Annotated in this window: 17 protein-coding genes; 5 read left to right on the top strand and 12 right to left on the bottom strand. The window is 62.8% G+C overall.

The features are described from left to right. Window positions 1–6: 6 nt before the first annotated feature. The 5 genes from benD to catA form a co-directional block, all read right to left on the bottom strand. Complete coding sequence (gene benD / locus NCT05_RS26465) at window positions 7–783, bottom strand: benzoate diol dehydrogenase BenD (RefSeq protein ID WP_250458636.1); 777 nt, start codon at window positions 781–783, stop codon at window positions 7–9. Further along, window positions 780–1,808: a benzoate 1,2-dioxygenase electron transfer component BenC gene (benC, locus tag NCT05_RS26460; protein ID WP_250437142.1), complete on the bottom strand. Its 1,029-nt coding sequence runs from the start codon at window positions 1,806–1,808 to the stop codon at window positions 780–782. Before benC ends, benD begins: the two co-directional genes overlap by 4 nt. 35 nt (window positions 1,809–1,843) lie before the next feature. Then, the gene (benB, locus tag NCT05_RS26455; RefSeq protein ID WP_008347590.1) at window positions 1,844–2,332 is read right to left on the bottom strand and encodes a benzoate 1,2-dioxygenase small subunit; all 489 of its coding nucleotides are present in this window, start codon (window positions 2,330–2,332) and stop codon (window positions 1,844–1,846) included. Beyond that, complete coding sequence (locus NCT05_RS26450) at window positions 2,329–3,687, bottom strand: Rieske 2Fe-2S domain-containing protein (protein ID WP_033536408.1); 1,359 nt, start codon at window positions 3,685–3,687, stop codon at window positions 2,329–2,331. The genes benB and NCT05_RS26450 overlap by 4 nt, the downstream gene beginning before the upstream one ends. A gap of 105 nt (window positions 3,688–3,792) precedes the next feature. Then, on the bottom strand, window positions 3,793–4,728 hold the full coding sequence (gene catA, locus NCT05_RS26445; RefSeq protein WP_008347586.1) for a catechol 1,2-dioxygenase: 936 nt from the start codon (window positions 4,726–4,728) through the stop codon (window positions 3,793–3,795). A 177-nt stretch (window positions 4,729–4,905) separates the two neighbouring features. On the opposite strand from catA, the gene NCT05_RS26440 reads away from it, so the two are divergent. From NCT05_RS26440 to NCT05_RS26425, 4 genes are all read left to right on the top strand, one after another. Then, on the top strand, window positions 4,906–5,829 hold the full coding sequence (locus tag NCT05_RS26440) for a LysR family transcriptional regulator (RefSeq protein ID WP_008347585.1): 924 nt from the start codon (window positions 4,906–4,908) through the stop codon (window positions 5,827–5,829). 105 nt (window positions 5,830–5,934) lie between these two features. After that, a complete protein-coding gene (locus tag NCT05_RS26435; protein WP_008347583.1) occupies window positions 5,935–7,062 on the top strand; it encodes a muconate/chloromuconate family cycloisomerase in 1,128 nt (375 codons plus the stop codon). Window positions 7,063–7,100: 38 nt separating this feature from the next. Beyond that, window positions 7,101–7,379 carry a muconolactone Delta-isomerase gene (gene catC, locus NCT05_RS26430; RefSeq protein WP_008347582.1) on the top strand — a complete coding sequence of 93 codons (279 nt, stop codon included), beginning with the start codon at window positions 7,101–7,103 and terminating at the stop codon, window positions 7,377–7,379. Between the two features lie 8 nt (window positions 7,380–7,387). Continuing rightward, complete coding sequence (locus tag NCT05_RS26425; RefSeq protein ID WP_250503557.1) at window positions 7,388–8,572, top strand: benzoate/H(+) symporter BenE family transporter; 1,185 nt, start codon at window positions 7,388–7,390, stop codon at window positions 8,570–8,572. A gap of 376 nt (window positions 8,573–8,948) precedes the next feature. Here the strand turns inward: NCT05_RS26425 and NCT05_RS26420 are convergent, their stop codons facing one another. The 3 genes from NCT05_RS26420 to NCT05_RS26410 form a co-directional block, all read right to left on the bottom strand. Then, a complete protein-coding gene (locus NCT05_RS26420; RefSeq protein WP_250503556.1) occupies window positions 8,949–10,502 on the bottom strand; it encodes a class I adenylate-forming enzyme family protein in 1,554 nt (517 codons plus the stop codon). A 67-nt stretch (window positions 10,503–10,569) separates the two neighbouring features. After that, window positions 10,570–11,775: an amino acid aminotransferase gene (locus NCT05_RS26415; RefSeq protein ID WP_250503555.1), complete on the bottom strand. Its 1,206-nt coding sequence runs from the start codon at window positions 11,773–11,775 to the stop codon at window positions 10,570–10,572. A gap of 11 nt (window positions 11,776–11,786) precedes the next feature. Continuing rightward, window positions 11,787–13,160, bottom strand: coding sequence for an amino acid permease (locus tag NCT05_RS26410; RefSeq protein ID WP_008347574.1), 1,374 nt, complete (start codon window positions 13,158–13,160; stop codon window positions 11,787–11,789). Between the two features lie 135 nt (window positions 13,161–13,295). Here NCT05_RS26410 and NCT05_RS26405 point away from each other — a divergent pair, with 135 nt between their 5' ends. Then, on the top strand, window positions 13,296–13,769 hold the full coding sequence (locus NCT05_RS26405; protein ID WP_175980527.1) for an Lrp/AsnC family transcriptional regulator: 474 nt from the start codon (window positions 13,296–13,298) through the stop codon (window positions 13,767–13,769). A 23-nt stretch (window positions 13,770–13,792) separates the two neighbouring features. Here NCT05_RS26405 and NCT05_RS26400 read toward each other — a convergent pair whose 3' ends face one another. From NCT05_RS26400 to NCT05_RS26385, 4 genes are all read right to left on the bottom strand, one after another. Further along, window positions 13,793–14,590, bottom strand: coding sequence for an ATP-binding cassette domain-containing protein (locus tag NCT05_RS26400; RefSeq protein ID WP_250458612.1), 798 nt, complete (start codon window positions 14,588–14,590; stop codon window positions 13,793–13,795). Further along, complete coding sequence (gene ssuC, locus NCT05_RS26395; protein ID WP_008347569.1) at window positions 14,587–15,369, bottom strand: aliphatic sulfonate ABC transporter permease SsuC; 783 nt, start codon at window positions 15,367–15,369, stop codon at window positions 14,587–14,589. The genes NCT05_RS26400 and ssuC overlap by 4 nt, the downstream gene beginning before the upstream one ends. Further along, on the bottom strand, window positions 15,366–16,514 hold the full coding sequence (gene ssuD, locus NCT05_RS26390; protein WP_008347568.1) for an FMNH2-dependent alkanesulfonate monooxygenase: 1,149 nt from the start codon (window positions 16,512–16,514) through the stop codon (window positions 15,366–15,368). Before ssuD ends, ssuC begins: the two co-directional genes overlap by 4 nt. Before the next feature lie 138 nt (window positions 16,515–16,652). Beyond that, a complete protein-coding gene (locus tag NCT05_RS26385) occupies window positions 16,653–17,639 on the bottom strand; it encodes a sulfonate ABC transporter substrate-binding protein (RefSeq protein ID WP_250503554.1) in 987 nt (328 codons plus the stop codon). Window positions 17,640–17,684 lie beyond the last annotated feature (45 nt).

The following is a 17,684-nucleotide window of genomic DNA, read 5'->3' as shown; positions in this document are numbered from 1 at the left end:
GTGAGATCAGCCGTTATCGCCGCCGGCGACGGGCAATACCGCGCCGGTGATATAGCTCGCTTCGTCCGATGCGAGGAAGAGAATCGGCGCGATCTGTTCGTCCAGCGTGCCGTAGCGTTTGAAGAACGTCGATTCGGTGACCTGCTTCACCGCTTCGCCCATCCACACTTTTTCCTGCTCGCTGTCGCCGCTCGCATTGCGCGGCACGCGTCGCGCGGGCGCTTCGGTGCCGCCCGGCGCGGCTGCGACCACGCGGATGTTGCGCTCGCCGTATTCCATCGCGAGCGCCTGCGTCATTGCGTTGACGCCGCCTTTCGCCGCCGAATACGGCACGCGACGAATCCCGCGCGTCGCGTTCGAAGACACGTTCACGATGGTTCCGCGCCCGCGTTCGAGCATATGGGGCAACACGGCATGGCACGCGTAGAGCGTCGGCATGAGCGAGCGCCGGATTTCGGCGTCGATCTGCGCGGGTTCGAACTCGGCAAACGGACGCATGCGGATCGCGCCGCCGACGCCGTTGATCAGGATATCGATGCCGCCGAACGTGCGCGCTGCGAACGCCATCGCGGATGCCGCGCCTTCATACGTTTCCATGTCGGCGACGAAGCCGGCCGTATCCGCGCCCTGCGCTTCGGCGGCCACTTCCCCGATGAAGTCCGCGCGATCGACGAGCACCACCTTCGCGCCTTCCGCCGCCGCACGCAGCGCCACGCCGCGCCCGATGCCCTGCGCCGCGCCGGTCACGACCATCACCTTGCCGGCAAATCGTTGCGTGTTCATGCTGCCACCGGCGCGGCGTTGGGCGTGAACTTCTCGTAGTGGAAGCTGTTGGGCTTCACGCCGCTATCGTCGAAGTGCTTGCGCACGGCATCGACCATCGGTGGCGGGCCGCAGAGATACACATCGACATCGCCGTCATTCAGCGATTCGGCGGGCATGTGCTGCGTCACCCAGCCTTTGCGCGGATGGTTCGAATCCGCATCCGCGACGACGGTGCTGAACGTGAAGTTCGGCAACCGCGCCGTATAGGCTTCGATCGCTTCGACTTGCACGAGATCGAGATCGCGCGTCACGCCATAGATGAGGTGAATCTTCTGCTGCGAGTTCGCGCGTGCGAGCACTTCGAGCATCGAGAGGAATGGCGCGAGACCCGTGCCGCCCGCGAGGAACAGCAGCGGACGCTCCACCCCGCGCAGATAGAAACTGCCGAGCGGACCGGTCAGCTCGACCGTGTGACCGGCCTGCGCGGATTCGAGCCATGTGCTCATCACGCCGCCGGGAATCTTCTTGATGAGAAAGCTGATCTTCGTCCCGCCCGGCGCCGACGAGAACGAATACGAACGATGCTGTCCGCTACCCGGGACATCGATATTCACGTACTGGCCCGGCAGAAAAACCGGCGCGGGCGTAGCGGCATCCACATCCAGTTCGAGCACGACGGCGGCGTCGTTGTGCGGCTCGATCTTCGTGACCGTCGCGGCGAACTTGCTCTGCGCGGTCTTGCATGCCGTCGACGATGCCGGGACCGCGATCACGCAATCGCTCGATGGCACCATCTGGCAGGTGAGCACGAGACCGCTTTCCTTTTCGTCGTCGGAAAGCGCGTCTTCGATGTAGTCGTCGCCGAGATCATAGTTGCCGCTTTCGGCGCGGCATTTGCAGGTGCCGCAGACGCCGTCGGAGCAATCCATCGGCAGATTGATCTTGGCGCGGAATGCGGCGTCGAGAACTTTCTCGCCCGCCTTGCATTCGACAAAACGCGTCACGCCGTCTTCGAAATTCAGTGCAATGTTGTAGCTGGACATGTTGCCTCCTACTTCCTGTCTCGTCACCGCGAGTGTCAGACGTGATAGACGTCGAGCACCTGGCGGATATAGTCGTTCTTCAGCACAATCTTCTTGTGCGCAATCACCAGAATGTCGTCGACCTTGCGCAGCGTCACGAAGATCGTGCCGAAGAAATGATCGGTGATCTTGTAGCGGTGATTGAGCGTGTCGAAGTTGTAGCGCACATCCACTTCGTTCTCGCGCTCGGCCAGCACTTCCACGTTGGTGACGTTGTGGCTCGTGCGCGGCTCGGGCATCGAAGCGCCACTGCGCTCGGTCTTGATGCGGAACACGCGATCTTCGAGGCCGCCGCGATCCGGGTAATACATCAACGAGATCTGACTTTCGTGGTCATCGGTGATCTGATCGTCGTCGTCCCATGCGGGCATCCAGTACGTGACGTCTTCCGCATAGCAGCCGAGCCATTCGTCCCATTGACGATCGTCGAGCAGACGCGCTTCGCGATACAGCGTCGCGCAGATTTTCAGGTAGTCGAAGCTCATGCCAGTGCCTCCCCTTGTTCCTTCTTCAACGCGTCGCGCATCACGTTGACCCAGTATTCGTGCTGCACGACGAAGAGTCCTTCGTCTTCGCTGCGCTCGCCCGAAATGAGCGGCTTGATACCCATGTTCTGCGCGTTCTCGTCAGGACCGTGGACCCAAAGCGGCGCGCCGCGCGAGAGGTCGTTCCACATCGCCGTGATGCCCGCATAACCCGACTGGCACGCGCGGAATTCCTCGAGGTCGTCGCTCGTGCCCATGCCGGTCACGTTGAAGAAGTCTTCGTACTGACGGATGCGCGTCGCGCGATCTTCGGCGCTCTCGCCCTTCGGCGCGAAGCAGAAGATGCTGACTTCGGTCTTGTCGACGCCAAGCGGGCGCACCACGCGAATCTGCGTGCTGAACTGATCCATCAGAAAGACGTTCGGATAGAGGCACAGATTGCGCGTCTGATTGACGATGTAATCCGCCTGCACTTCGCCCACGCGCGCCTTGATCTCTTCGCGATGCTGATACACCGGCCGCACTTCCGGATTCATCGTCTTCGTCCACAACAGGATGTGGCCATGATCGAATCCGTACACGCCCGCGACCGACTTGCTCCAGCTATTCGCATCGACGGCCTTGGTGCCTTCGATCTTGCGGCGGCCCATCGTCGCGGCGTAATTCCAATGCACGGTGCTGACGTGATAACCGTCGCAGCCGTTTTCCATCTGCATCTTCCAGTTGCCGTCGTAGATGTACGAGGAATTGCCGCGCAAGACTTCGAGGCCGTTCGGCGCCTGATCGACGATCTGATCGATGATGACCTTCGTCTCGCCGAGATAGTCTTCGAGCGGCATCGAATCCGCATTCAGGCTGCCGAAGAGAAAGCCGCGATAGTTCTGGAAACGCGGCACGCGGCGCAGATCGTGCGAGCCGTGCGTGTTGAACTGGATCGGGTATTCGGTCGTCTTCTCGTCCTTCACCTTCAGCAGCTTGCCGGTGTTGGAGAACGTCCAGCCATGGAACGGACAGGTGAAGCTGCCCTTGTTGCCGTGCTTGCGGCGGCAGAGCATCGCCCCCTTGTGCGCGCATGCATTGATGACCGCGTGCAACTCGCCGGTCTTGTCGCGCGTCACCACGATGGGCTGACGGCCGATCCACGTCGTGTAGTAATCGTTGTTGTTCGGGATCTGGCTTTCGTGCGCGAGATACACCCAGTTGCTCTCGAAGATGTGTTTCATCTCGAGATCGAACAGATCGGCGTTCGTGAAGATGTCGCGGCGGCAACGGAAGATGCCACTCTCCTTGTCGTCCTGGACGGCGTTTTGCAGCAGTTCATCGAGCTGCGTGGCTTTGTCGGTGATGGCGGACATATGAGTTCTCCCTATGCGCGTTCCGGCGACGGAGCGCATGCATCGGTATCGAAGGGGTCGTACGGAGATTCGGGCGGCGGCGGGCTGACCGCCGCTGTTGCGTAATTACGCGGTGACGGATGCGCGCGGGCGCTGGACGAGCTGGTTGTCCTTGCCCTGCACGAGCGGCGTCAACTGGATGTCGAACACGATTTCGTTGTACGCGTCGGCCTTCAGCCCCAGCGCCGTGCCGCCCGTCTTTTCGACGACATGCGGAACGAGTTCTTCGCGAGTCGCATAAGCGAAGTCATCCCAGATCAGCGGATCGCCTTCGATGTTGATCTGCGTCGTCAGCTTGCGATGCTTCTCGCTCGTCGCGAAGAAGTGCACGTGCGCCGGACGATTGCCATGACGCGCGAGCGAGTTCAGCAGTTGCTGCGTCGCGCCGTGCGGCGGGCAGCCGTAGCCGACCGGCATCAGCGTGCGGAATTCGTACTTGCCGTCCGCGCCCGTTTTCACTGCGCCGCGCAGATTGAAATCGCTTTGCGCGCCGGTCGGGTCGAAGTGCGAGTAGAAGCCGTTCGAGTTGGCGTGCCAGCATTCGACGACCGCATTCGCAACCGGCTTGCCATCGTGACCCGTGACCGTGCCGCGAATGACGAGCGGGCCGGCGTTCGCATCGGGATCGAGATCGATCTTCGACACGCCCTCGCGCACCGGCGCACCGGCCACATACAGCGGGCCTTCGATGGTGCGCGGCGTGCCGCCGTGGATATCGGCTTCGCGGTCTGCGGCATCCATGCGGATGTCGAGATACTTCTCCAGACCGAGGCCGGCGGCGAGCAACGCCGCTTCGCCATCCTGACCGAGCTTGTTGAAATAATTGACGCCGGCCCAGATTTCATCGGGCGTCATGTCGAGGTCGTCGATCGCCTTGAAGAGGTCGCTCAACAGGCGATGCGTGATCTCTTTGGCGCGAGCATTGCCGTCCTGACTCCCGATGTTCGCAGCGGCCTTCAGCAGGTCCTGCACTTCCTTCGTATCGAACACTTTGATGCTCATGTCTTCTCCTGAATCTCGCAATTTTCTGGTGGGGGTTAACCCTCGCTTCATCACCTGTGCAGATATGCTCGGAAGGTATAGTCGGGTGTTGAAACAGAGCGTGAAGGCAGGATAATGGACGTAAAGAAGCCCAGTCCAACACTGATTTAGTATCGGGCCATATCCAGGAGGTATTGAATGGAGTTGCGACACCTGCGTTACTTCGTGGCGGTGGCGGAAGAAAGAAACTTCACGCGCGCGGCCGAAAGGCTGCATATCGCACAACCGCCTTTGAGCCGTCAAATACAGCAACTCGAAGAAACGCTCGGCGTGCAACTCTTCGAACGCAACTCGCGGCCGCTCAAGCTCACGGAGACCGGCAAGTTCTTTTATTCGCATGCGGTGCAGTTGCTCGCGCAGACCGCCGAACTCGAATCGATGACGCGCCGCGTAGGCAATATCGAGCGCAGTCTTTCGGTGGGATTCGTCGGCTCGACGCTCTACGGCATGCTGCCGAAGATCATCCGGCGCTTTCGCGACGAGAACGCGACCGTCGAACTGAGCCTGCACGAAATGTCGACGATGGACCAGATCCGCGCGCTCAAGGATGGCCGCATCGATGTGGGCTTCGGGCGCATTCGTCATGAGGATGCCAACATCCGTCGCGTGATCTTGCGCGAAGAGCAACTGATCGTCGCGCTTCCGCTCGGGCACCCGCTCTCGCTCGCGAAGCCCATTCTCTCGCTGCGCGATCTCGTCAACGAGACGCTCATCATCTTTCCGAAGTCGCCGCGCCCGAGTTATGCGGATCAGGTGCTCGCGGCGTTTCAGGATCGCGGGCTCGCGCCGCGCAAGATCTACGAAGTGCGCGAATTGCAGATCGCGCTGGGGCTCGTCGCGGCGGGCGAAGGCATTTCCGTCGTGCCGAGCAGCGTCCACGGCCTGAAGCGCGACGACGTGAGCTACAAGGAACTCGACGATCCCACGCTCGTTTCGCCGGTCATCATGAGCATGCGCGCGCTCGACGAATCGCGCGACATCAAGGAAATGCTCGAACTCATTTACCGGCTGTATGACGAGGAGAAGATTCCTTACACGGCGCGCACGGATCGGGGGCGATGACGCACGTCATACCTGGGGGGTATCGCACTAGACGCGAATGGTCTTGGACAGGCGGCAAACGGGCGCGCAATACTGCATCAACCTCTCCATTCCGACATTTCAGGTATGAACGCCCAAATCACCTCCGTCGAAGCGATTCTGGTTGATCTCCCGACCATTCGCGCGCATCAACTCGCGATGGCGACGATGCAGCAGCAAACCCTCGTCATCGTCCGTCTGCGCACGAGCGACGGCATCGAGGGCATTGGCGAAGCCACGACCATCGGCGGCCTGTCTTACGGCGATGAAAGCCCCGAAGGCATCAAGCTGACGATCGATACCTATCTCGCGCCCGCGCTCATCGGACAGGATGCGAGCAACATCAACGCGGCGATGCTGAAGCTCAACAAGGTCGCGCGCGGCAATCGCTTCGCGAAGTGCGCGCTCGAAACAGCGCTGCTCGACGCGCAAGGCAAGCGGTTGAACGTGCCGGTGTCGGAGTTGCTCGGCGGCGCGGTGCGCAAGACGCTTCCGGTGCTCTGGACGCTCGCGAGCGGCGACACGCAGCGCGATATCGAAGAAGCCGAAATGCTGCTGGCCGAACGCCGTCACAACACATTCAAGCTGAAGATCGGCCGGCGCGGCGTGCGCGATGACGTCGCCCATGTATCGAAGATCAAGGCCGCGCTCGGCGATCGCGCGAAAGTCACCGTCGACGTGAATCAGGCATGGAGCGAGACCGATGCGTCGCTCGGCATCGAAGCGCTTCAGGCAGCGGGCATCGATCTCATCGAACAGCCGACTCCGCGCGAGCAGCGCGGCACGCTCGCGCGGCTCGCGGCGCGCTTCATCGTGCCGATCATGGCCGACGAAGCGGTGACGGGCCCCGAGGACGCGCTCGAACTCGTTCGTCACGCATGCGCCGATGTGTTCGCGCTGAAGATCGCGAAGTCCGGCGGCATCTACGGAATGATGCGCACGGCCGCCATCGCCGATGCGGCGGGCGTGTCGCTCTACGGCGGCACGATGCTCGAAGGCAGCATCGGCTCGATTGCATCGGCGCATGGTTTCAGCGCGTTGCCGCAGCTCGCGTGGGGCACGGAACTGTTCGGGCCGCTGCTGTTGAAGGACGACATCGTCACGGCGCGTCCGCAGTATCGCGACTTCGATCTGCACTTGCCGGAAGGACCGGGCCTCGGGCTTCAGATCGATGAAGCGAAGCTCGCGTTTTATCGTCGCGACAAGCGCGCTTGAATCATCGAATCAACGCATCAACAACGATTGGGGACATCATGCTTTATCTCGTCAGAATGGACGTTCATCTGCCGCACGACATGCCCGCCGCCAAAGCCGATGAAATCAAGGCGCGCGAGAAGGAATACTCGCAGGAACTGCAGCGGCAAGGCAAATGGCAGCAGTTGCATCGCGTGGTCGGCGAATATGCGAACTACAGCGTCTTCGATGTCGATTCGCACGATGAACTGCACACGATCTTGTCCGGCCTGCCGCTCTTCCCGTACATGACGATGCAAGTGACGGCCCTCGCGCATCATCCGTCGTCGATTCGCTGAAGCCGCGCATGTCGATTCCGGTATCGCGGGAAGGAAGCGGGTCGGTATCGGCGGTGAGCGCCGGGTTGCTTGCCGTCATCATCTCGTATGCCGGACCGCTCGCGATTCTCTTCCAGGCCGCGCACGCGGCACATGTCGGCAACGACGTGATCGCGTCGTGGGTCTGGTCCATCTCGATGGGCGCGGCCGTTTCGGGCATCGCGCTGAGTGTGTGGCTGAAGCAGCCGATCATCACCGCGTGGTCGGCGCCCGGTTCGGCGCTGCTCGTCACGCTGTTTCCCGGCATGCCGGTGAGCGAGGCGATCGGCGCGTATATCGTCGCGGGCGCGTGCATCTTCGTGCTCGGCTTGTCGGGATGGTTCGATGAGATCGTCAAGCGCATACCGAAGGGCATCGCCTGCGCGATGATGGCCGGCATTCTCTTTCAGTTCGGCACGAACGTATTCAAGTCGATTGCCGTTACGCCGTGGCTCGCGTTGGGCATGATCGCGAGCTTCCTCGTTTTTCGCCGATGGGCGCCGCGCTACTGCCTCATTCTGGTTCTCGCGTCCGGCTGCGCGCTGGCGATGGCACTCGGCCTGACGCATTTCGAGTCGGTCAGCCTTCATCTCACGCCCCCCGTATTCACGATGCCGACTTGGTCCTGGCAATCGACCGTGAGTCTTGCGTTGCCGCTCGTCATCGTCAGTCTGACGGGGCAATTCCTGCCTGGCTTTTCGATCTTGCGCGTGTCGGGTTATCAGACGCCGACGCGTCCCGTGCTCATGACGACGGGCCTCGCATCGATGCTCGTCGCGTTTTCGGGCGGCATCACGATCGTCATCGCAGCGATTACGGCGGCGCTATGCACCGGGCCCGATGCGCATCGCGACCCGGCGAATCGTTATGTTGCGGGCATCGCCAATGGTGTCTTCTATCTGATCGGCGGATGCTTTGCGGGGACGGTCGTCATGCTGTTCGCCGCGCTGCCGAATGCGTTCGTTGCGGTGCTCGCCGGTCTCGCGCTGCTCGGCGCGATCGCGGCGAACGTCGTGGGGCTGGTGCAGGATGAGGCGCATCGGGAAGCTTCGTTTATCGCGTTTATCGCGACGGCTTCGAATATGAGTTTTCTCGGGTTGGGGTCGGCGTTTTGGGGGATCGTGCTGGGGACGATGGCGCATTTGGTGTTGGGGCGGGCGAGGGACAGGGGCTAATTCGGACTTTGCGTGTACGCCTTCAAAACGCACGGTTATCCCGAGAGCCATCCTCACGACGCGCAAGTCAGGCGGGACGCCGCTCGACTTCCAGAAGTTCACGCTTGAAGACGTGCGTATTAGCGGCGTCGATCCTATTGGATCGGGTGGCTACCATGCCGAGAATGTTTAACTCCCGTTTGCGAGCGTTAAACAGGAATACACCACTCAAAATGCGCAGGGCGGTAGCAATGGTGTCATTACGGCTGCGTTCGATCTTCGGGCACGCTCAATTCGGCAAATGCGTTGATCGTGCTCCGGAGCATGAGTAAGGGACTTGTCGATGGCGGTAGCTTTACGTCGTCGATCGGCGTGCTTACTTACCAAGGACAATATTTCAACTGACTGCAGCCGGCATCGCACCCGCTTGGCCGAATGTACACCTGGTACTTAAGGCCTCCCGACACCAGAACCCAATCGCCGCCCGATTCACCTTCCCTTGCTCGGTAAGCGGCACGCGCTGCACGGCAGCCATCCGCACAACCTTCGCCACTGCGACCCCACACGCCGATTCAAGCGCCCGCATGCAACGCGCGACATCCACACGCCTTCCTGTCCACGGCACCACTACGACATCCCACACATAACCGCGCGCAGCATCGGCCGATGCAACAGCGCGCGCATAGCGCACATCGGGCAACGCACAAAGCGGCGTTTCGATCTGCGCCGGACCGACGACGGCACCATCGATTTCGGCGACATCCCCTCCACGTCCGATCACATGCAGATAACCCCTCCCGTCGATGAAACCGATATCGCCCGTCATGCACCAGCCATCGCGAAACTTCTGCGCCGCTTCGATCGGCTGCCGGTAATAGCCCTGCGCCACCGCCTTCGATTTCACCTCGATCGCGCCGTGCTCGCCATGACGCGCGAACGTGCCGTCGGCGCGGCGAATCCGCACCTCGACGCCCGGCCGGATACGCCCGGCGCTCTCGAGCAGACTCGCATCGACGAGATAGTCCGACGGCGTCAACACGCTCACGAGCCCCGCTTCGCTCGCGCCGTACATGTGCGTGAGCACCGGGCCGAGGCGCTCGATCGCGCGCCGCCGCAAAATCGCGGGCGCCGATCCGCCGATATGCGCGACCGAGCGCAACGAAGACAGATTGCGCCGATGAACGTCCGGATGATCCATCGTTTCGAACAGTTGCGGTTCGACGAGCAAGACGTCCGTAATGCGCTCGGCTTCGATCGTCGCGAGCGTTTCGGCGGGATCGTAGCCTGGCTTCAGCACGACGATGCCGCCGCCCATCAACGTGTTATCGACGAGCACTTGCGACAGATACGCAAGCGCGCCGTTGACAAGCTGCCGCCGATCCTCGGGGCTCGGCGCGCTCACCATCGTCGAATATGCGGCGAAGCTGCGGCGGCTCGCTTTCGGCACGCCGGTCGAGCCGCCCGATGACACCACCACGGCGAGATCGTCGGGTCGTGCGCGGCTCTCAACCGGCAGATCGTGCTGCACGCGCGCCCGGATATCCAGCCGCAAACGCGCCGGCCCCGTTCCGACATACGCGAGACGCGCGCCGCTATGCGCCGGCACGAGATGCTTCGTCTGTTCGAAGGCGATGAGCAACGTCGGCTGCATGCGCGTGACAAACGCGGCGCGCTGTTCCGCGCGCGTGATCGCGGGCAGGAACATCGTCGTTGCGCCGAGCAGGCCGGTCGCGTAGCGGATCGCGAGCGCATCGGGGCAGTTCGGCGCGAACATCGCGACGAACCCGCCGCGCGTGACGCCGAACGACGCAAGCGCCCGCGCATATCGATAGATCGATGCGCGAAACGCCGCGCCGGTCACGTCGTCGCCGAGATAGCGCAGCACCGTGCGATCGGCGTGCGCGTCGAGCTGCTCGAGCAGCCCATCGACATAAGAGCGAAACGTTTCCATGGCTGCATCCCTCCTTCATCAGCGATGGATGCAGTGTGCCCGCGCACAATGAGGCGAAAATGAGCGGCTACGCGATCGCTTTCGACAGCACTTCGCCGATGGCACTTGCGGTCGCATCGACGTTGCGCTCGTTCAGCGCCGCGACGCACATGCGGCCCGAGCGGATCAGATAGACGCCGTGCCGTTCGCGCAGCACATCGACCTGCGCGGCGGAAAGCCCCGTGTACGTGAACATGCCGCGCTGCTCGACGTAACGCGCAAGCATCGCATCGGGCACGTTGCCGGAAAGACGCGCGTGAATCGCGCTACGCATGCGCGCGATGCGCGTGCACATCGACGCCAGTTCTTCCTGCCACGATTGCCGCAACGCGGGCGTCGTCAAGACGCGCGCGACGATCTTCGCGCCATGCGTCGGCGGATTGCTGTAGTTCGCGCGCACGGCGCTCGTCAGTTGACCGAGCACGCGCGCCGCTATCTCCGCCGATTCGCAGATCACCGACAACGCGCCGCAACGCTCGCCGTAGAGCGAAAAGTTCTTCGAGAACGAATTGGCGATCAGCGCGGGCACGTTGCGGCGAACCAGCTCGCGAATCGCGAACGCATCCGCATCGAGTCCCGCGCCGAAGCCCTGATACGCCATGTCGATGAACGGAAGCAAGTCGCGCGCTTTGATGGCGTCGATGAGCATCGCCCATTGCGCATCGTTCAGATCGACGCCCGTGGGGTTATGACAGCACGCGTGCAGCAGCACGACGCTCTTCGCAGGCAGATCGCGGATCGCCGAGAGCATCGCGTCGAACTTCAGGCCGCCGCTCGCTTCGTCGTAGTACGGATACGTGCCGACCGTGAAGCCCGCGCGCTCGAAGATGAAGCGATGGTTATCCCACGTCGGATCGCTCACCCAGACGTGCGACGCCGGGAAATAGCGCTTGATGAAGTCCGCGCCGACCTTGAGCGCGCCGGAGCCGCCGAGCGTCTGCACGGTCGCGATGCGGCCTTCGATGCGCGCGGCGGAATCGTCGCCGAATACGAGCGACTGCACGGCATCGCGATACGCCGCGAAGCCCGCCATCGGCAGATACGGTTTCGCAGCGGGTTCCGCGAGCAACTGCGCTTCCGCTTCGCGCACGGCGCGCATCACCGGCAGACGGCCTTCGTCGTCGTAGTAGATGCCGATGCTCAGATTGACCTTGTCCGCGCGCGGATCCTTCGCGAAGTCTTCGTTGAGCGAAAGGATCGGATCGCCGGGATAGGCATCGATGTGTTCGAACATGACCGTCTCCTTCAGACGCGCGACAAGGCCGCACTCGCGCGACGGCGATTGCGAATCGCATAGCCGACGCCGAGCACCGCGAGCCACACGGGAATCAGATAGACCGAGATGCGCAGATCGGGGATCAGGCACATCACCACGAGAATGCCCGCGAGGAACGCGAGGCACAGATAGTTGGTGAGCGGATAGCCGAGGCTCTTGAACACGGTCGTTTCGCCGTTGCGCGCCTTCACGCGTCGGAATTGCAGATGGATGAGCGAGATCATCGCCCAGTTGATGATGAGCGCCGACACGACGAGCCCCATCAGCAACTCGAACGCCTTGCCCGGCATCAGATAGTTGATGAGCACGCAGACGGCCGTCGCGAGCGCGGAGACGCCGAGCGCGGCGAGCGGAATGCCGCGCCGGTTGACCTTGAGCAGCGCGCGCGGCGCATTGCCCTGCTGCGCGAGACCATAGAGCATGCGGCTGTTGCAATATACGCCGCTGTTATAGACCGAGAGCGCCGCCGTGAGCACCACGGCATTGAGCACATGCGCGACGAAGTTGCTGTTCATCGCATGGAAGATGAGCACGAACGGGCTGCCGCCGGTCACGACCTTCTGCCACGGATACAGCGAAAGGAGCACGCCGAGCGCGCCTACGTAGAAAATCAGAATGCGATAGATCACCTGATTGGTCGCGCGCGGAATCGTGTGCGAGGGATCGTCCGCTTCGGCCGCGGTGATGCCGACCAGCTCCAGCCCGCCGAACGAGAACATGATGACGGCCATCGCCATGACGAGACCGGAGACGCCGTTCGGGAAGAAGCCGCCGTGACGCCAGAGATTGGTCACGCTCGCGTCCGGCCCGGCGCTGCCCGAGAACAGCAGCCAGCCGCCGAAGCCGATCATGCCGACGATCGCGACGACCTTCACGATCGCGAACCAGAACTCCAGCTCGCCATACGATTTCACGCTCGTCAGATTGATCGCGTTGATGATGCAGAAGCAGACGAGCGCGGAGATCCACGTCGGGATGCCCGGCCACCAGTACTGCACGTAGATGCCGACGGCGGACAGCTCGGCCATCGACACGAGAATGTAGAGCACCCAGTAATTCCAGCCCGACAGAAAGCCCGCGTACTGTCCGCAGTATTTGTCCGCGAAGTGGCTGAACGAACCCGCGACCGGCTCGTCGACGACCATCTCGCCCAGTTGCCGCATGATGAAAAAGGCGACGATGCCCGCGATCGCGTAGCCGAGCAGCACCGATGGTCCCGCCGACTTGATCGTCTGCGCGATGCCGAGAAAAAGCCCGGTGCCGATCGCCCCGCCGAGCGCGATCAGCTGAATGTGACGGTTCTTCAGGCCGCGCTTGAGCGTGCCGTGTCCCTCATGTGTCACGTGTCTCTCTCCTTGTGCTCGATTTAGGGGAATCAGTGTAAATTTGTTACGGCACAATATGATTTCCTAACGCGCGCAGACAAACCCTAGTTTGCGCGTCCGGATTTCATCGATTGGTTCATCGGAGAAAGAAAATTGCAGACTATCGAGATCGATCGTATCGACCTGCGTTTGCTCGGGATACTGCAGTCGCGCGGGCGCATCTCCAATCTCGAACTGGCGGAAGCGATCAACCTGTCGCCGGCGCAGACGTTGCGGCGGCATCGGCGGCTGGAAGAGATGGGTGTCATCAAGGGCTACGAGACGCGGCTCGATGCGCAGGCGCTGGGCTTCGGCGTCGTCGCCTTCATTCAGGTGACGATGGAGCGCGGGCACGTGCGCGACCTCGCGAAGTTCAAGGGCGTCGTCGGCAAGCTCGCGGAGATTCAGGAATGCTTCGCCGTGACCGGCGATATCGATTACATGCTGAAGGTGATCGCGCGGGACCTGAAGGGCTTGTCGGAGTTTCTGCTCGACACGCTGATGCGTATTCCCGGCGTGAGCGGCGTGAAGTCGAGCGTATGTCTCGACGAGTTGAAGTGCGTGAGCGCGGTGCCGCTGGAGGGATAGTGAGGGCGGCGCTCACGCCAGGATCAGGTCGAGCCTCGCTGAAGCACCCGCGAAAGCACCTGTTCCTCGAGTTCGGCAAACCCCGGCGCCGTGCGCGTGCGCGGCCTCGGCAGCGGGACGTCGGTATCGAGCGTGATGCGCCCCGCATCGATCAGCACAATGCGATCGCCGAGCGACACCGCTTCCTGCACATCGTGCGTGACCAGCAGCGCGGTGAGCCGATGTTCACGCCACAAACGCTCGATCAAGCCCTGCATTTCGATGCGCGTCAACGCATCGAGCGCGCCGAGCGGTTCATCGAGCAAAAGCAGATCCGGCCGATGCACGAGCGCGCGCGCCAGCGCCACACGCTGACGCTGCCCGCCCGACAGACGCGACGGCCAGTCCTTCTCGCGTTCCGCGAGGCCGACCTCGGCAAGCGTCGCGCGGGCTTCGTCGCGCTTGTCGCGCGGCAGGCCGATCATCACGTTGTCGAGCACGCTCTTCCACGGCAAGAGACGCGCGTCCTGAAACATGATCCGCACTTGCAGTTCGTCCGATCGCGCGGCGGCGTTGCGCTGCAGAATGCCGCCGGTCGGTTGATCGAGACCGGCGATGAGCCGCAGCAACGTCGACTTGCCGCAGCCGCTGCGCCCGACGATCGATACGAAACTGCCGCGCTCGATCGACAAGTCCAGCCGATCCAGCACCGTGCGCTCGCCGAAGCGCTTCTCCACGCCGCGCAGCGACACGGCGATATCGCGCCCGCCGAGCGGCGCGCGCGCATGTGTTTCGACGCGCCTGAACGCGGGCGTCAGCGTGTCGATATCGATCAGATTCATGATTGCGCCTTCGTTTGATACGCCGGATGCCAGCGCAAGGTCGCGCGTTCGATCGCGCGCGCGGCCATGTCGGCGAGTTTGCCGAGCAGCGCGTACAGCAGGATGCCGACGACCACGACATCGGTTTGCAGGAACTCTCGCGCGTTCATCGTCATATAGCCGATGCCCGACTGCGCGGAAATGGTCTCGGCGACGATCAGCATCACCCACATCAGCCCGAAGGCGAAGCGCACGCCGACGAGTATCGACGGCAACGCGCCCGGCAAAATCACATCGCGATACAGCGCGAAGCCGGACAAGCCGTAGCTTCTCGCCATCTCGATCAGGTCGCGATCGACCGAGCGGATGCCGTGATACGTGTTGACGTAGACCGGAAAGAACACGCCCAGCGCGACGAGCACGAGCTTCGCTTCCTCGCCGATGCCGAACCACAGGATCAAGAGCGGAATCATCGCGAGCGCGGGGATGTTGCGGATCATCTGCACGGTCGAGTCGAGCGCGATTTCGGCGGGCTTGAAAAGACCCGTCGCGAGACCGAGCACGAAGCCGATTCCGCCGCCCATCGCGAAGCCCGCGAGCGCGCGGCCCGCGCTGACCTTGACGTTGGCCCACAGATCGCCGGATTCGATCAGCGCCCACGCCGCCTTCACCACCGCGAGCGGTTCGGGCAGCACGCGCGACGACAGTCCGCCCGTGCGCGCGGCGCTTTCCCACGCGATGAGGATCATCAACGGCACGAGCCACGGCAGCGCGCGGCGAGCAATGAATGCCAGTTTCATGATGCCGATGCGCGCGGCAATTCCGACGTGCCGATGACTTCGCCGAACGGCCCCGAGAGCGGCCCGCTCGCCTGCTCGCGCTGCTTGCGCGGCAGAAGCGGAAACACCAGTTCGGCGAAACGATACGACTCTTCCAGATGCGGATAACCCGACAGGATGAACGTATCGATGCCGAGTTCCGCGTACTGTTTCATCAGCCCGGCGACCTGCTCCGGATTGCCGACGAGCGCGGTGCCCGCTCCGCCGCGCACGAGCCCGACGCCCGCCCACAGATGCGGATACACCTCCAGCTTGTCGCGGCTGCCGCCGTGCAACGCGGCCATGCGTCGCTGGCCTTCGGAATCCATCTTCGCGAACGAGGCCTGCGCGCGGCGGATGGTTTCATCGTCGAGCTTGCTGATGAGTTTGTCGGCGTCGGCCCATGCTTCCTCTTCGGTCTCGCGCACGATCACATGCAGGCGAATGCCGAACTTGATGTCGCGCCCTTCCGCTTTCGCGCGGCTGCGGATATCGGCGAGCTTCTTCTCGACGTCCGCGGGCGGCTCGCCCCACGTGAGATACGTGTCGATGTGCTTCGCCGCGATATCGTGCGCCGCCGCCGACGAACCGCCGAACCACAGCGGCGGATGCTGCTTCTGCACCGGCGGATACAGCACCTTGCCGCCCTGCGATTGCAGATGCTTGCCGTCGAAATCGAAGCTGCCGTTGTCGTGCGACTGTTCGAGCAGGCCGCGCCAGATCGTGAGGAATTCGTCGGTGATTTCGTAGCGCGTGTCGTGATCGTGAAAGACGCCGTCGCCCGCGAGTTCGGTCGGATCGCCGCCCGTCACGACGTTGATGAGCAGACGCCCGTTCGAGAGCCGGTCGAACGTCGATGCCATGCGCGCCGACAATCCCGGCGAGCTCAGGCCAGGGCGAATCGCGACGAGAAACTTGAGGCGCTTCGTCGCGGGAATGAGGCTCGACGCGACCACCCACGCGTCCTCGCAGGAACGGCCCGTGGGCAGCAGCACGCCTTCGTAGCCGAGCGTGTCGGCGGCTACCGCGATCTGACGGAAGTAATCGTAATTCGCGGCGCGCGCGCCTTGCGACGTGCCGAGATAGCGGCTGTCGCCGTGCGTGGGGATGAACCAGAAAACATTCATGTTCGTCGTGTCTGAGAGAGGGCTTGCCGCGCGCAGGAATGCAGCGGCGCTCGAACGAGTCTAACGACGCGTCGCGCGCGGCTGAACCATCGATTCGCGCTAAGGATGTGCGTGATCGTGCTAACGCCGGTCGCCGCGTCAGGCAACGTTCCAGCGCGCTTCGGTCACGTCGAGCTTCTTCGGGATGAGCTTGAGGCTCGTGAAGGTATCGGCGATCTGCTGCTGGTACGCGAGCGTGGCTGGATCGATCGGCTGCACGCCGTACGACGTGCGTTTCAACGCCGTTTCGAGGATGCCGGTATCGAGCCCGACGAGCGGCGACAATTGCGCCGCCACGGCGGAGACGTTGTCGCGCGCCCAGCGATCGACCTGATCCAGCTCTTCGAGCACCGCATGCACGAGTTGCGGCTGCGCCGTCGCGATCTTGCGCGTCGCGAGGTAGTACTGCACGTTGCGCACGATGCCTTCTGCGTCGGTCAGTTGACGCGCGTTCGCCTGCTTTTCGGCGGCGGCGAGATACGGATCCCAGATCGCCCATGCGTCGATGCTGCCCTGCACGAACGCGGCGCGCGCATCGGCGGGCGCGAGATAGACCGGTTGAATATCCGACCACGTGAGATTCGCTTTTTTGAGCGCCTCGACGAGCAGATAGTGAACATTCGATCCTTTATTCAGCGCCACTTTCTTGCCGCGCAATTCCGCGATCGAACGGATAGTCGAATCCTTCGGCACGACGATCGCCTCGGCGTGCGGCGCGGGCGGCTCGTGGCCGATATACACGAAGTCGACGCCCGCCGCCTGCGCGAAGATCGGCGGCGTTTCGCCTACCGTGCCGATATCGACCGCGCCCGCATTGAGTCCCTCGAGCAGTTGCGGCCCGGCCGGGAATTCGAGCCATTGCACCGTGACGCCTTGCGCCGCAAGGCGTTTGTCGAGCGATCCGCGCGCCTTGAGCACGACGAAGTTGCCGTACTTCTGATAGCCGATACGCAAGGTCTTCGGCGCATCGGCGGCTTGCGCGATGCGCGTGGCGAGCCCGCCCGACAGCCCCGCACCGAGCGCGGCGAGCGTGAAGAGCGTGCGACGGCGCGCGGGAATGGAAGGCGTGTTCTTGCGGTCGGACATGCGTGTTTCCTCGTTGAGCGAAGGCATCTTTACCGATGCCAATGC

Origin of the sequence: Caballeronia sp. AZ7_KS35 (assembly GCF_023631045.1) — a bacterium.
Lineage (GTDB): Bacteria > Pseudomonadota > Gammaproteobacteria > Burkholderiales > Burkholderiaceae > Caballeronia > Caballeronia zhejiangensis.
Note: the sequence above shows the minus strand (reverse complement) of the source record. Positions and strands in the feature narration are given on the sequence as shown.